The organism is Micromonospora echinaurantiaca, from assembly GCF_900090235.1.
Taxonomy (GTDB): domain Bacteria; phylum Actinomycetota; class Actinomycetes; order Mycobacteriales; family Micromonosporaceae; genus Micromonospora; species Micromonospora echinaurantiaca.
In genome coordinates this window covers 4,334,428-4,348,880 of record NZ_LT607750.1, presented here as the reverse complement: position 1 = coordinate 4,348,880, position 14,453 = coordinate 4,334,428, and the positions used below count along the sequence as shown (strand labels likewise).

Annotated in this window: 10 protein-coding genes; 7 read left to right on the top strand and 3 right to left on the bottom strand. The window is 72.5% G+C overall.

Features of this window, described 5'->3' with window-relative positions; all coding sequences use genetic code 11:
• Window positions 1-83 precede the first annotated feature (83 nt).
• Together GA0070609_RS19515 and GA0070609_RS19510 are read right to left on the bottom strand one after the other, a co-directional pair.
• Window positions 84-1,394: a hypothetical protein gene (locus GA0070609_RS19515; RefSeq protein WP_157748252.1), complete on the bottom strand. Its 1,311-nt coding sequence runs from the start codon at window positions 1,392-1,394 to the stop codon at window positions 84-86.
• Window positions 1,391-2,509, bottom strand: coding sequence for a ThiF family adenylyltransferase (locus GA0070609_RS19510; RefSeq protein WP_088995115.1), 1,119 nt, complete (start codon window positions 2,507-2,509; stop codon window positions 1,391-1,393). The genes GA0070609_RS19515 and GA0070609_RS19510 overlap by 4 nt, the downstream gene beginning before the upstream one ends.
• 462 nt (window positions 2,510-2,971) lie before the next feature.
• Here GA0070609_RS19510 and GA0070609_RS19505 point away from each other — a divergent pair, with 462 nt between their 5' ends.
• The 5 genes from GA0070609_RS19505 (at window position 2,972) to GA0070609_RS19485 (ending at window position 11,775) form a co-directional block, all read left to right on the top strand.
• Window positions 2,972-3,898: a hypothetical protein gene (locus GA0070609_RS19505; RefSeq protein WP_157748251.1), complete on the top strand. Its 927-nt coding sequence runs from the start codon at window positions 2,972-2,974 to the stop codon at window positions 3,896-3,898.
• A 284-nt stretch (window positions 3,899-4,182) separates the two neighbouring features.
• Window positions 4,183-6,711, top strand: a complete 2,529-nt coding sequence (locus tag GA0070609_RS19500; protein WP_157748250.1) for a NucA/NucB deoxyribonuclease domain-containing protein — start codon at window positions 4,183-4,185, stop codon at window positions 6,709-6,711.
• 106 nt (window positions 6,712-6,817) lie between these two features.
• Window positions 6,818-7,258 carry a hypothetical protein gene (locus tag GA0070609_RS19495; protein WP_088995113.1) on the top strand — a complete coding sequence of 147 codons (441 nt, stop codon included), beginning with the start codon at window positions 6,818-6,820 and terminating at the stop codon, window positions 7,256-7,258.
• A 147-nt stretch (window positions 7,259-7,405) separates the two neighbouring features.
• Window positions 7,406-9,283: a Xaa-Pro dipeptidyl-peptidase gene (locus GA0070609_RS19490; protein WP_088995112.1), complete on the top strand. Its 1,878-nt coding sequence runs from the start codon at window positions 7,406-7,408 to the stop codon at window positions 9,281-9,283.
• Window positions 9,284-9,636: 353 nt separating this feature from the next.
• Complete coding sequence (locus GA0070609_RS19485; protein ID WP_157748249.1) at window positions 9,637-11,775, top strand: choice-of-anchor D domain-containing protein; 2,139 nt, start codon at window positions 9,637-9,639, stop codon at window positions 11,773-11,775.
• A 58-nt stretch (window positions 11,776-11,833) separates the two neighbouring features.
• On the opposite strand, the gene GA0070609_RS19480 is transcribed toward GA0070609_RS19485, so the two are convergent.
• Complete coding sequence (locus GA0070609_RS19480; protein WP_088995110.1) at window positions 11,834-12,646, bottom strand: alpha/beta fold hydrolase; 813 nt, start codon at window positions 12,644-12,646, stop codon at window positions 11,834-11,836.
• Between the two features lie 72 nt (window positions 12,647-12,718).
• Between GA0070609_RS19480 and GA0070609_RS19475 the strand changes: the two genes are divergently transcribed.
• Both GA0070609_RS19475 and GA0070609_RS19470 read left to right on the top strand, forming a co-directional pair.
• Complete coding sequence (locus GA0070609_RS19475; RefSeq protein WP_088995109.1) at window positions 12,719-13,402, top strand: TetR/AcrR family transcriptional regulator; 684 nt, start codon at window positions 12,719-12,721, stop codon at window positions 13,400-13,402.
• 438 nt (window positions 13,403-13,840) lie between these two features.
• Window positions 13,841-14,233: a hypothetical protein gene (locus GA0070609_RS19470; protein ID WP_088995108.1), complete on the top strand. Its 393-nt coding sequence runs from the start codon at window positions 13,841-13,843 to the stop codon at window positions 14,231-14,233.
• The last annotated feature ends 220 nt before the right edge of the window (window positions 14,234-14,453 follow it).

The following is a 14,453-nucleotide window of genomic DNA, read 5'->3' as shown; positions in this document are numbered from 1 at the left end:
TCGACAGTAGGCGAGGGCGGGAAATGGGCAACGTGGCGTCCCGGGGTGGGGTGGCGGCCGGCCGAGCGGGCCACCCCGCCCGGTCAGCCGGCGGGCATCGGCGCGGCCCGCGGCACGTCCCGGTTGCTGGCCGGCGTCCGGCGGCGACGGGCGTGCCGGCGGTAGAGCGTGCCGAGGTAGATCGCCTGCAGGGTGCCCTCGACCGCCAGCACCAGCGCCCCGTCCACGGCCGCGAGCAGGCTTCCACCGGTCGCGCCGGCGATCACCGCCGAGCCGGCCTGGACCGCCCCGTTCAGCAGGATCGGGATCCCGAAGCCGACGAAGCTGGCCAGCGCGACCAGGCTGCCGAGCACGACCGCCGCCGAGTAGAGCCGCACCGCGCGGCGCTCGTGCGCCGGCAGCTCGGCGCTCGGATCCGTCCCGGCCGCCGCCACCCGGCGGGGCAGCGCCGCGTGGCCGCACCGGCGCAGCAGGTGTCGGGCGTACGCGAGGCCGTCGTGGAACAGGTTGCGGCACCGCAGCAGGTCGAGCAGGACGAAGTAGAGGTCGGTGCGCATGTAGACGTGCAGTTGCAGCACCATCGACATGACGATCACCAGCACGACGGCGGCCAGCAGCCCTTCGACCAGCGGCGGCGGCCCGGCGTACCCGATCAGCAGTAGCGCGCCGCAGACGACGGCGAGGTCCCAGAGCAGCCCGCTCAGGTAGACCCGGTACCGGTTCCGGCGCGGCACCGACCAGATCGCCGTCACGTCGGTCTCCAGCACCAGGTGGTGCAGCCGGGTCGCGAACCGGATCCGCGCCGGCGCGCCCAGCGAGCGGGCCGCGACCAGGTGGCTCAGCTCGTGAATCGTCACTGTGACTGAGAAGAGCGCGGTGTTGACCAGCACGGCGAGGCCGACGTAGTCGGTCCAGAAGAAGTCCCGGTACGACGGCAGCAGGTCGGGATCGCGTACGACGGTGACCAGGGTCGTCGCGACCAGCGCCAGGTAGGCCAGCTTCGCCGCCGGGCCGAAGAGCCAGCTCACGTGCCCGGCCCGTAGGCCGGGCAGGTGCGGTCGGAGCGGGCGGTGCGGGTCGACGACCGGCCGACCGTCGATTTTCGCGACCAGGCCCGCCTCGCGCAGCGCCTCCACCAGGTCCACCAAATCGACGTCGACGTCGTGTTCGGTGACGAGCCGGTGCTCGGCCGCGCCGATCGACAGCCCGGCGTCGAGCAGTTCGACGGCCCGGGCGCCGACCGCCGGCAACTCCACGAACTCGCCGACGTCCGGCCGACCCGCCACCACCATGTCCGGGTCGTCGTCGGACGGACGGACCCGAAGCGGGTGGAACCGGACAAGGCTGTCGGTCGCCACGCCCGACCCTGCCGACGCCGCCTCCATCCCGGTCATCTCCGCACCGTCAGCGGTGCTCCGGGCCCGCAGGAGGGGCAGTCGGGGTCGCGCGACACGTCCACGAAGTACTGATGCTCCCAGCGTGCGACGTTGTGGTGGAAGACCCGCCCGACGACCTGCCGCGGCAGCCCGCCGAGGTGGTAGAGGACCTCCAGTGCGCACATGTGCCCGGTGACGTTGGCGCTCGCTGCGATGACTGCGTTGGGCCGCTCCACCTGGATCAGCGGCGTGCCGTTCGTGTAGAACTCGTGCTGGTTCTGACGGCGGCACAGGCAGGTGTAGCAGCCGGTTTGGTACGGCAGGAACGAGCCGACGACGGTCATCGGGCCGGTGTAGAGGGCCATGAACCAGGGCGTTTGGGTACGCAGCGCGGCCTCGCTCGTCCAGCTCTGGATCAGCCGCACGGGCTTGTCGGCGCAGAGCACGAAGGCGTCGCAGCCGGCCATCAGGGGGACGACGTCCTCGGCGGAGCGCACCTGGCACTCCTCACCGGTGATTTCCACCCGGGAGTTCATCGCCCGCAGCCGCTCCACCGCGACCTTCACTTTCGGCTGGCCGACGTCGCGCTCGGTGTAGAGCAACTGGCGGGTCAGGTTCGGCTCGTCGACGACGTCGAAGTCGACGCAGTGCAGGCTGCCGACGCCGCTGGCGACCAGGCCGGCGGCCACCGCGGTACCGGTGCCACCGAGGCCGAGCAGGGCGACCCGGGCCCGGCCGATCCGCGCCTGGACCTCGAAGGGCGACTGCCGCGGAGCGGGGTCGATCCAGGAGTAGAAGTGTCGTGCACGGTCGTACCGGGCGGCGGCCTCGGGCGGGAATCCGTCGGGCAGCGGCGCGCCGGCGTCCTCGATGAACCCCTGCTCGATCAGCTGGTTCACCACCTCGCGGACGCTCTCCTCGTCGAGACCCGGGTGAGTGACGGCGAGGTCCGCGCAGATCTCAGCCAGGTCGCGGGTGCCGTCCAGCAACGTCAGGAGCCGGGCGATGGTGCCGTCCTCGTCGTCCTGGATCTCGGCGGCCACGCCGTACTGCATCAGGCCGATGAGCAGTCGGTCTCCCGGCAGGCGGTACGGCTGGTGCACGCTCTTGACGCGCGGCCTGAGTATGGGCATCCGCGACCTCACAAGCGCTCGCTGGGACAGGGGCCCGACCCGGACCGACCCGGACCGGGTCCGGACGGAACCTGGTGTGGAGACGGCACTTCGGTCGCCACCCCCGATGTTTGATGGCGACCGAAGTGCCGGGCGTGGAATCAGCCGCCGACCGCGTCGCGGACGGCCGTCGTCTCCAGCTTCTCCAGCTTGCGGACCTTGAGCGCGAGCTTCTTCGTGCCGGTCTGCTCGACCTTGGCCTTCTCCATGTCGTGCCTCCTCGGGTCGCGTCGCCTCCCGGGCACCCCGGAAGGTGAGCCTACCCTGCCGTCCGCCGTCATCAGCTCAACACAAGTCGATCATCAATGGCGGTGGTGCCCGTCCCGGCCCGCGAGCTCAGCGCCTTCGGCACGTAGTGCGGCGGCGCTCCCCGCGGTCGAACCGCCGCGCGCCGACCCGGATCGGCGTGATTGGATGTGCGCCGTGCGGCTGTCTGCGGGAACGGTGTGCTGGTCGGTGGTCGGCGGCGCGGCGGTGGTGCACGTCCTCGGCGCGCTGTCGGACGCGCCGGTGCTCGCCGGGCAGGCGACCGGCGTGGCTCTCGCCGGCCTTGCCGCGATCGTGCTGCTCGGCGGCGGGCGGGGCCGCCCCGCCGTGGCTGCCGGTGTCGCCGTACTCGCGGTCGACGCCGTGGTGGCGGCCCGGGATTTGGGCGGGCCGAGGTACCTGTCGCCGTTCTACGCGCCGCTGAGCACGCCCGGTCCGTATTCGGTCGGCACCGACCTGGCCTGGCTGGGTGAGGCGTTGTCGGCCCAGCTCACCGAGCACTGGCCGACGTTGCTGGGTGTGTCGTTGATCTGCGGTGGCACGGTGCTGACACTGGCCGACCGGCCGCGGACCGAGGCGCGGTGGCCGCGCCGGATCGGCTGGGCCGTCGTCGCGGTGGTGGCGGTCGTCCTGCTCGTCGACTTCGGCGGCGGGACGCTGGCCCGGCGGCTGGTCACGCTCGCCGCCCGGGTGCCGACCATGGTGGCGGTCGCCGCCGCGCTGGCGGTGCTCGTGGTGGCCGCCGGCCGGCGGTGGCGCTCCGGCGTGCCGGCCGTGCTGGGCGCGTTGCTGCTGACCGCCGCCGTGCTCAGCGCCGACCTGACGGCCACGGGGCCGGCCCGGCCGATGGTCTGGCCCGAGGCGGACGCGGTCGCCGAGCCACAGGCGTTCCTGGCGGTCGGAGTCCGCTCCGAGGCCTTCGTCGCCACCGCGATCCTCGACGCCCCGTCGGCCGGCCTGGTCACGGCGCCGCTGCTGGCGCTCCTGGCGGTCCTCGCGATCGGGCTGCTGGCGCTCGCGGCGCCCGGCCGGGGTGGCGGCGGGACCGTCGGTCGGGATGGCCCCGACGGGGAGAACGACTGAGCACCGGAGGACGCTGCCGGGTGCGTCCGGAGGGTGCTCGTCTTCGCGGTACTGCGCAATCAGGTGAAGAAAGTTCCATCCGCTAAGGGTTGCAATCGAGCAATTCGGTCAGCACGGGGCGGACGGCTCGGTGCCGGCCGGGCTAGCGTGCCCTCCATATATGACCGTCCATGGATGTCGCGCGGTGGAGCCGGCACCTGGCCGGAATTGGAGGGTGTGACGTGGCGATACACCACGGGCTGAGATGCCGACTGGCGGCTGCGGCCCTCTCGACGGCTCTCGTGATGACCGCGCTGGTGGCGGCGCCGGGAGCCGCGGCGGCCGAACCATCCACGACGGAGTTGCCGACGGCCGAGCCGTTCACGATCCGGCCGTTCTTCGCACCGATCGAGGCCGACGGCGACGCGGTGCCGCAGGCCGCGCAGCGGTCGCTCGCGCCGGCGGAGGAGCGCGAGCCCACCGCGGAGGACGCCCGCGCCCTGGCGGAGCGGTTGGGCGACAAGTCCTTCTCCGGTGCCGGGGAGGGCACCGCGCTGGCGGCCCCGAGCGGGGCGCGCCGGCCGCCAGCAGCGCCGGACGAGAGCTACCTCGCCCCGTGCTGGGACAGCGACGGCGGCCGCGGTGAGTACGGCCGGGTCTACAACCGCTTCCACTGGTGCCAGCGCGGCCGCATCGGTGGCATCGTGCTCGACGAGGACCAGGACGAGGTGGGCCGGGTCAGCGTGATCTTCCGGGCCGCCGCGTACGGTCGCGACGACGGCAACCGCGACGTGCGGGTCTTCCTGCGCTCCGAGCCCGGCTCGGCGGTTTACGAGGGCGGCTGGCCGTGGGATCAGGCAGCCCTGCGCAGCGCCCTGCTGCACGTATGGGCGGACTGCGACAGCTGGCTCGACGGATGCTCGGCCGGCGGCGCGACCGCGGGCAAGACGATGGACGACTGGAACACCGACGGAAGCTGGCACTCCTGGACGGTGGCGTCGTCCGACAGCGGCGACGGCCCGGACAAGGTCAAGCGGCACCTGTGGCACCTGAAGTCACGGGTCTTCTCCCACGTGCTGCCCGGCGTGCCGGCGCAGAAGTTCGCGCAGTCGCACACGATCCGGTGCGACTCGGCGTCCGTCGGTTTCGCCCGCAGCCGGTCCAAGGCGTGCATCTTCGACGACGTCATCCCGCACCTGCAGTACTCGGCGATCAGCCCGAAGCACGGCGAGGTGGCGCGGCACATCCAGTGCGCGCTGGATCCCGGCTGCACGTCGTGGCCGTTGAAGGACGGCAAGCAGGTCCCCGGCAAGTTCGTCGACAACCGCGACGCGCCCGGTCTGCACCGGATCACCGAGACCGTGCCGAGCCACCCGGCCGGCGGCACCTACTACAGCCGGAACAGCTACCAGAAGGACCAGGCCTGCCAGCGCGGCTTCCCCTACTACGAGCTGGGTCTGCCGGCGGAGAAGTACAACCCGCCGGACCAGCAGTGCGACGAATTCCCGTTCGCCTCGACCCGGGAGGGAGCGGGCGTCGGTGACTGGAACTTCTCCGTGCTCGGGGTGACGGCGGCCGACAACCGGTGCGCCGGACTGGCGCTGAAGCGGTACTACCGCGACGACCGGGTCCTGGTCTGGCAGCCGACCGTGCCCACCGCCGCGGAGGACGAGTTCTTCGTGCACATCACCGACGTGCCGGACACCAGCGGCCCGGAGGCGTGCGAGGACGAGCCGGACGACGGTGGGGTCACCGACCTGCCGCCGACCGTCGACGCGGGGCAGGACGTCAGCGGCGACGAGGGCTCGGTCATCACGCTCAGCGGCAGCGCGTCCGACGCGGAGAGCACGCCGACGACCGGCTGGACGTACGCGCCGGGGCCGGACACCGACCCGGGCGCCTCCTGCAGCTTCACCGCCGAGGGGAGCACCACCACCGGGATCAGCTGCACCGACGACGGCACCTACACGGTGACGCTGTCGGCCAACGACGGGGTCAACGGCTCGGTCAGCGACAGCGCGACGGTCACCGTGCACAACGTGGCCCCCGCGGTCGCCGGGTCGCAGCCCGCCCCGCTGGTGGTCACCGCCGCACCCGCCACGGCGAGCGGCATAGTCACGCCCACGCCGTGGCAGGTGTTCCGGGTCGGCACGTCGGTCAAGCTGACCGCCGACTTCACCGACCCCGGCCTGAACGACACCCACGTCTGCGCGGTGAACTGGGACGACGGCACCTCCCAGAACTTCACCTCGTACGGGCGGCAGTGCGTACGCGAGCACACCTACACCCGGGCGGGGATGTACACGATCAGCACCGGCGTCACCGACGACGACGGCGGGATCGCCGGCGCGGCTAGCGTCCTGGTGATCGTCTACGACCCTGATGGCGGGTTCAGCACCCAGGGTGGCTTCCTCGATTCCCCGGCCGGGGCGCTCGTCGACCACCCGGACGCGGCCGGCAAGTTGACCGTCACCTTCAACCCGAAGTACCTGCCCGGTGAGACGGGGCCGGTGCCCGGTGGCGGCAAGGTGAACGCCTCGTTGCAGGGCGCCGCGTTCGACCTCGACTCGACCGCGCTGGAGTGGCTCGTGGTCACCGTCGACCGGAAGGTCGCGGTGAAGGGCATCGGCACCGTCAACGGCGTGCCCGGCTACGGGTTCGTCGCGTACGGCATCGACACGCCGGATGCCGTACGGCTGGTGGTCTGGCCGCTGTCGGCCGGGCCGTACCCCCAGGAGACACTGCTCTACGACAACCGCGGCCAGGCCGGCTACGACCTGGACGTGAGCGATCCCCAACCGCTGGGCGGGGGATCCCTGCAGATCCACCAGTAAGGTCGGCCGGGTGCCCGGTACGCCGGGTGCCCACCGACACCGTCACGGCGCCGACCGTGCCCGCCACGCCGCTGGCGGGCACGGTCGCGGCCGGGAAGGACCGCCGATGCCCCGATGCCTGGCCCGGCTGGAGACGGAGACACTCGTCTCGCGCCGCATGATCGTGCTCCTCGACGACGCCGGCGACTACGGCCTGTCCGGCGGGGACTGGTTGTCGGTCACCCCGAACTGCGTGGTGGCGATCAGCGCCGGCGCCACCGACCACTACGCGACCGTGACCGTCGAGATCTGGGACGCGGCACCGCCCGTGCTCGACGGGTGGGAGAGCGGCAAGGCCGGACAGGTCCGGCTGGACAGCGGCTACCTGGAGATCCAGCCGACCGACACGCACGTCCTCCGGGTCGGCCCGCCCGGCCGCTACGAGCTGCGGGCGTACAGCAGTGGGCGGTCCCGCATCGCCGCGGCGACACCCCGGGCCGGCATCGAGGAGCTGCGCGGCGTGGAGTCGTTCCTGTTCCAGTTCTGGCCGGCCGGGCCGTCCCGCTGATCGGGGCCGGCCGCGTCCGCCTCACTCTGGTGTGGATGGACCGTCGGTCCGACCGATCGACGGGACTGCCGACAGCGCCCAACCTGTGACATGTTCGGGACACCCCTGGCCGAGCGTGGCCATCAGCCCGACCGAAGGGAGACGCGCGTGCGTCGTTCCCCCTCCCTGGCCCTACTCGCCGTCGGCGTGTCCGGCGCGTTGCTGCTCAGCGCCGCCCCGGCGGCGGCCCGACCCGCGGCCACCACCCCACCCGGCATCGTGGTCGTCGACGGCATGACCCAGCCGGTGTTCTCGCTCGCCGACGCGATCGAGGAGCGGGTGTACGTGCAGACCACCGTCGACACCGACCACGACGGCCGGCTCGACCGGGTGGCGATCGACATCTCCCGGCCCCGCGAGACCGCCACCCAGGGGCTCAAGGTGCCGGTCATCTTCGAGCACAGCCCGTACCGCAAGGACGTCTGGGGCGACGTGCCGTACCCGAGCGTGCTGGTGGACGAGCTGCCGCAGAACGGCCTGACCCGCGGCTCCGGGCTGCGGGCACTCGACCTGGGTGTCCAGCGGGCCGGGGCGAAGGCCAACCTGCCCGGCTCGCTGGACGACTACTACGTGCCGCGCGGCTACGCGGTGGTGCTCGGCCAGAGCGTCGGCACCGGCGACTCCGACGGGTGTCCGACCAGCGGCGACCGGGCCGAGACGCTCGGCACCAGGGCGGTCGTCGACTGGCTGAACGGTCGTGCGCCGGGGTACGACGCGAACGGCGCGCCGGTCAGCGCCGGCTGGACCACCGGCGCGGTCGGCATGACCGGCGTCTCCTACAACGGCACGCTGCCCAACCAGGTGGCCACCACCGGGGTCGAGGGTCTCCGCACGATCGTGCCGGTCGCCGCGATCAGCAGCTGGTACGACTACTACCGGGCCAACGGGCTGGTCGTCGCGCCCGGGACGTTCCAGGGCGAGGACACCGACGTCCTGGCCCGGTTCACCGCCGGCCAGGCCCGGGCCGAGGGGCCCTGTGCCGACGAGATCGCCCGGCTCACCGCGGAGCAGGACAGGGTGACCGGCGACTACACGAGGTTCTGGCGGGAGCGCGACCACCTCGACGCCCGACGCGTCGAGGCGAGCGTCTTCGTGGTGCACGGCCTCAACGACTGGAACGTGAAGACCGAGCACTTCGCCGGCTGGTGGGACGAGCTGGCCCGGCGTGACGTCCCGCGCAGGATCTGGCTGCACCAGGGCGGGCACGGCGGCCCGGGCAGCAACGCGTCGGTGACCCTGCCCGACGGCCGGACCTGGACCTACAAGCAGACCGAGAACCGCTGGTTCGACTACTGGCTCTGGGGCGTACGCAACGGGATCATGGACGAGCCGACCGCGGTGGTGCAGCGGGAGAACCGGGTCTACACCACGTACGCCAACTGGCCCGACCCGGGCGCCCGTGAGGTCGGGCTGAAGCTGGCCGCGACCGACGCCACCGGGCCGGGCACGCTCACCGCCGGCAAGCGGCCGAAGGGGAAGGTCGAGCAGGGCTTCGTCGACGAGGGCCGGACCATCCACCCGGACACCCTGGTGGCCAACCCGGACACGGCGAGCCCGCACCGGCTCGTCTACCGCTCCCCGGCCCTGAGCCAGGACGTCCGCATCTCCGGCCGGCCGGAGATGCGGCTGCGGATGGCGATCGACAACAAGCCGGACGCCAACCTCACCGTGTACCTGGTGGACTACGGCCCGGCCGGATCGACCGCCGCACCGACGGTGGTGACCAGGGGCTGGATGGACCCGCAGAACCGCACGGACCCGGCCCGCACCCGGCCGGTGAAGCAGGGCAAGCTGTACGACTACCGGTGGACCCTGGAGCCGAAGGACTACGTCTTCCCGGCCGGCCACCGGATCGGCCTGGTCGTCTTCTCCACCGACCAGGAGTACACCCTGCTGCCGCTCGGCGGCACCCGGCTGCGGGTCGCCCCGGTCGACAGCGAGCTGCGGTTGCCGGTGGTCGGGGGCAGGGCCGTCCTCGGGTTCTGAGCCGCTCCCGAGCCGGCGGACCGACCGGTGGCTCAGGCCTACGGGCCGGTCGGCGCCGATCGAGGTGGGGCAGTTCGACACGTCGGCCTGCCCCACCTCGGGATCCGCCCGAGGCCCATCGAAGCTGGCCATGGGTGTTCCCCGCCGGGCTGGCAGGTCACTGTCCGGCACTGATCCGGATATGCGCATTGTCCATTCCCGGCCAATGCCGGCAGGGGTTGCCGGTCTTGCCGCCAGCCCCTACTGTGGCCGCAATCCCGCAGGCTTGCGGCCCCTTCTTCGCTCGCGTCGGGCCCCGGTGGGCTTCGCCGATCGGCTTCCTTCGTCCGCTTTCGATCTCACGGGGTGTCCAGTTGCGTAGAATTCGCAGTTTCCTCGGCGTCCTCGCCGCCGGGGCCTGTGCCACGGCCCTGCTACCGGGGATGGCGCTGGCCGCTCCCACCGCGCCGTACACGGCCCTCACCGTCAACCTCGGCGAGCATGCCCCGCTGTCGGTGGGCAGGTCCGCCGCCTACGACGACAGTTCCGCCACGATGCGGGTGGAGAGCGAGCCCGGCGGATCGTTCCTCATCGAGGCGGTCGTGCCCAGCGGCACCACGGAATATCGGACCAACCTCGCCACCGCACCGCCCTTCGGCGGGAGCTGGGAGGTGGGCCGGACCTACCCGACCGCTCCGGTGGCGGATACCAGCCACGCCCGACTCGAACTCACCTCGACCGCCCGCTACAGCTGCGCGGAGAGCACCGGCTCGATCACCGTGCAGGAGCTGCGGCAGGATGCGGCAACGGGAGTGGTGGACGTGTTCGCCGCCCTTTACCGGTTCACCTGCGCCGGCCAGCCGGTGCCGATCAGCGGCGAGATCCGGTACAACTCCTCGTTGGACTACGTGGCCGCGGTGCCCGACCGGTCCCGCCTCTCCTTCGAGCCGGTGCGCGTCGGCGAGTCCGGGTCGACGTCGGTCGAGTTCAGCTCCGCCGGCAGCTTGGATGTCCAGTTCGGTGCCGCCAGTCTCGGTGGCGCCGATCCCGGTGCCTTCACGGTTAGCGAAGACACCTGTTCCGGTCGGGTTATCGCGCCCGGCTCCAGCTGCCGGGTGGCGCTGACCTTCCGGCCCGACCAACTGGCCCGCAGGACCGCCGTGCTCCAGTTGCCCGACAACGGTCCGGCCGGCCGCCAGGCGGTCCCGATCGAGGCCACCGTCACGGACGGCGTCAAGGGCACGTACTACCCGGTCAGCCCGGCCCGGCTGTTGGACACCCGGTCGGGGCTCGGTGGACACCAGGGCAAGCTCGGGCCGGACTCGTCACTCGTGCTTCAGGTGGCGGGACGCGCCGGGGTGCCGGGCAGCGGCGTCGCCGCCGCCGTGCTGAACGTGACCGTCACCGGTCCGACCGCCAGCAGCTTCCTCACGGTCTATCCCGCCGGCGAGGCGCGACCCACGGCATCGTCGGTCAACTTCGCCAAGGACTGGCTCGGCTCCAACAACGTCACCGTCCAGCTCGACAGCAGCGGGCGGATCTCGATCTACAACCGGGCCGGAAGCACTCACGTGGTGGTCGACGTGGTCGGCTTCCACCACGGGGCGAGCGTCGCGCCGACCGGTCTGGGCCAGGGCGGGCAGTACCGGCCGGTGGCGCCCGTCCGGCTCTTCGACAGCCGCACTGACCATCGGGGCGCACTGCCCGCCGGGGCCGCGCTCAACGACTGGGTGGACTTCGCCGCTTTCGGCAAGGTGGACTACAACTCGCACGTCAAGGCACTGGTCCTCAACATCACCGCGGTCCAGCCGCTGAAGGACGGCTTCCTCACCGCGTGGTCCGGGGAGGGCGCCGCGCCGGAGATCTCCACGGTCAACTACCGGGCGGGCGAGGTGGTGCCGAACCTGGCGTACGTCACGACCCACCGCTGCCCCCTGATCCACTGCGGCATGGAGGACGTCGCTCGCTACATGATCTACAGCTCCGCCACCACGCACCTGGTGGTCGACCTGGTCGGCGTGATCGACGACGGCCTGGTCGCCAACGGGCTCCGTTTCCGCGCGAACGGCCCGGTGCGGATCGTGGACAGCCGGATCGGGATGCGGTTGCGGACCCTCAGCTCCGCCGAGACCGGCCGGGTCGACCTGGCCGGCAACCCACCGCCCGGCTTGATCGACGGCGCCACCCAGGTGCTGGCCACCAACGTGACGGCGGTGACTCCCGAGAAGAACACGGTGCTCACCGTCTGGCCGGCCGATGCCGGCATGGCGAAACCCGCCTCCAGCAACCTGAATCCGGAGGCCGGTCAGATCGTTTCCAACGGAGTGCTCGTCGGGCTCGGGCCACGGGACGCCTTCCACGTACACAACCTGACCGGACGCGCGGACGTGGTCGTCGACGTGGTCGGCAGCTTCTACCTGTATCCGGGTACCGCCAGCGCGGCGGGCACGGCCGTCGGCGTGGCCGGGCCGAAGGTGGCCGCGGTGGGCGACGCGGAGTACGCCCTCCGCTGAGCCGCCGATCGAACGGGGGCGCACCGGTGCCACCGGTGCGCCCCCGCGCGCTGTACCGTCACGCCGCCGCGGTCAGGAAGGCGGCGAGCGGGTCGACGAGTCGGGCCGGCGCCCGGTTGATGCCGTCGTGGCCGCAGCGTGGCACCGGCAGCACCCGCATCCGCGGCAGTGCGGTGGCCAGGGCGGCGGCGATGCGCGGGTAGTACGGCGGCCCGGCCTGTCCGTAGGCGAACAGCACCTCGGCCTCGACCCCGGTGTACTGCTCGGGCGCGCCGCCGTGCGCCGCGACCAGTGCGGTCTCGTCGAGGGTGATGTCGAGCAGTTCGCTCATCTGCCGCCCGACCTGGGTGCGCAGGAAGAGCCGGCAGAGCGCGGTCTGCGCGCCGAGCGGCAGTCGGGACGCCGGGAGGTGCGGGTTGGCGGCGGCGCCGACGATCGCCATCGCGCGGGCCGGGTCACCGGCGCGGATCGCCGCCCGCGCCGAGGCGATGAAATCGCCGGTGAGGATGCCGTCGACGGAGACGGCCGGGTCGTAGAGCGCGAGCCGGGCGATCGGCAGGGTGAGCGCGGCGCGGAGCGCGATGAAGCCGCCCGAGCTGTGCCCGACGACCGTACGGGCGCCGGTGTGCGCGAGCACCGCGCCCAGGTCTTCGATCTCCTGCGTCAGCGTGTACGGCTCGCGGCGCGCGGGCGCGTCCGCCCGACCCCGCCGGTTGTACAGGTGCACGGTGCAGCGTTCGGCGAGGGCGGTGGCCAGCCGCCGGTACTGCTCGATGGTGACCCCGCCGCCGTGCACCACGACGACGTCCGGGCCGGTGCCGGTGGTGTGCAGCACGATCTTCTCGCCGTCCGGCGCGACGATCCGGTCCATGGGCGTTCCGCCTTCCCCGCGTCTCCGCGTCGACAAAAACTGCGAACGACGTTTGCAGTTTACAGTGGATCGGTGAGCGACGCAGCCCCGAATTCCGGCCACTCCCAGCGCGAGTCGATCTGGCGCCGACCCGAACGCGGCACCCGGGGCCCGGCTCCCGCGCACAGCCGGGACGACATCGTGGCGGCGGCGATCGCGATCGCGGACGCCGACGGGCTGGCCGCGGTGTCGATGCGGGCGGTCGCCACCCGACTGGAGACCGGGGCGGCCTCGCTCTACCGGTACCTCTCCTCCCGGGACGACCTGCTCGACCTGATGGCCGACCGGGTGGCCGCCGAGCTGCGGCCGTATCCGGAGCCCGACGGCGACTGGCTGGACGCGATGCTGCGGATGGCCCGCGCCCAGCGGGCCGTGCACGAGCGGCATCCCTGGCTGTCCGAGCTGAGCCAACGGGCGTCCGCGATCGGCCCGGAGGCGCTGGCGTTCTTCGACGCCTGCCTGCGGATCATGGCGCCGGTCCCGGCGACGCCGGTCGCCAAGTTCGAGGCGATCGGCGTGATGAACGGGATCTCCATCCTGTTCGCCCGGAAGCGGACGGCCGGTGAGGCGTTCACGTTCGCCGGCCTCGACGTCACCCCGTACCCGCATCTGGTGGCAGCCCTCACCCAGCCGCCCACCGCGCCCCCGGCCACCGACCTCTTCGAGCGGGCCCAGCGGAGCCTGCTGTGCGGCCTGCTCGCGCCTGACCCGGCCTGACCCGCACCGCCCGAGGCGCGCCCCCGGCGGCACGCGGAGTGGACCCGGGCGCGCGGGGGGCCGATCATCCCGGGACCGCGCTCACCCTCGGCCAGGTCAGGACGCTCACCTATCAACCTCGCTGAGCGCCGGGCCTTCCGTCCCCGGCCGGCATAGTCGGCCGCCCCGAGGGGTAGAAGTACGTCACTGCGCCGGCAGCGGCTGGCGGCAACGTGGCCGGCCCCGCACCAGGGCTCAATCCCCTCGACCCCCGCTGGCGGCGCACCGGACGAGGAGCGAGTGGAGCGTGGTCAACATGATCTTCCTGAATGGATCCGTAGCCCGGCGGGCGGCGCTACCCGGGACGCCGGGCGGCGGTGTGCCGGCCCGGCGGCCGTACGCGCTGGTCACCTCGCGCCGGCGGCACGGTCCCGCCAGCTGTCCGGGGCGGTGATGGCCATGTCTGCGCTGTCCACCACCCGGCTGGAGTTCGCCAGCCCGGCGATTCCCCGTGGATACGTGGCGTACCTGCAGTCCAGGCTCCTGGAGGCCGAGGCCAGCCTGGCGGCGATGACCGAGAAGTACGACCGCACCAAGGCCCGCTTCGACCGCTGCTGCGCGCGCCGGGGCATCGACCCGGACACGGACATCGTCAACTACATCAACTCCAAGTCGATGAACCCCGAGCTCAAGTACTGGTACGCCAAGGTCGAGCACTTCCAGCGCGAGGTCACCGCGTACGGGGCGGCGCTGACCGGGATCGAGGCCGCTCGCCGGATGCTCGGCCCCGGCGGCCGGACGGAGAACGTACGCCGAGGCAACGACCGGCGCGGCCTGAGCCGCGTCACCTGACGGCCCTCCGGCCCACGGACCTCGCCGCTCGCGCCTCCTCGCGAGCGGGCGGGGATCCGCCGGATGCTTGCCACCGGCCAACCATCGCACGCATACCGCACCCGGTGGTCCTACCGCCCGACGGTGGGGATTAACCGGCGCTGTCCGGGTACCCCGCCGTGTCCTGACGCGGTGGGACCCGCCACGGCCGTTCCACCGCGGACCGCCCGTTCGCGCGCAG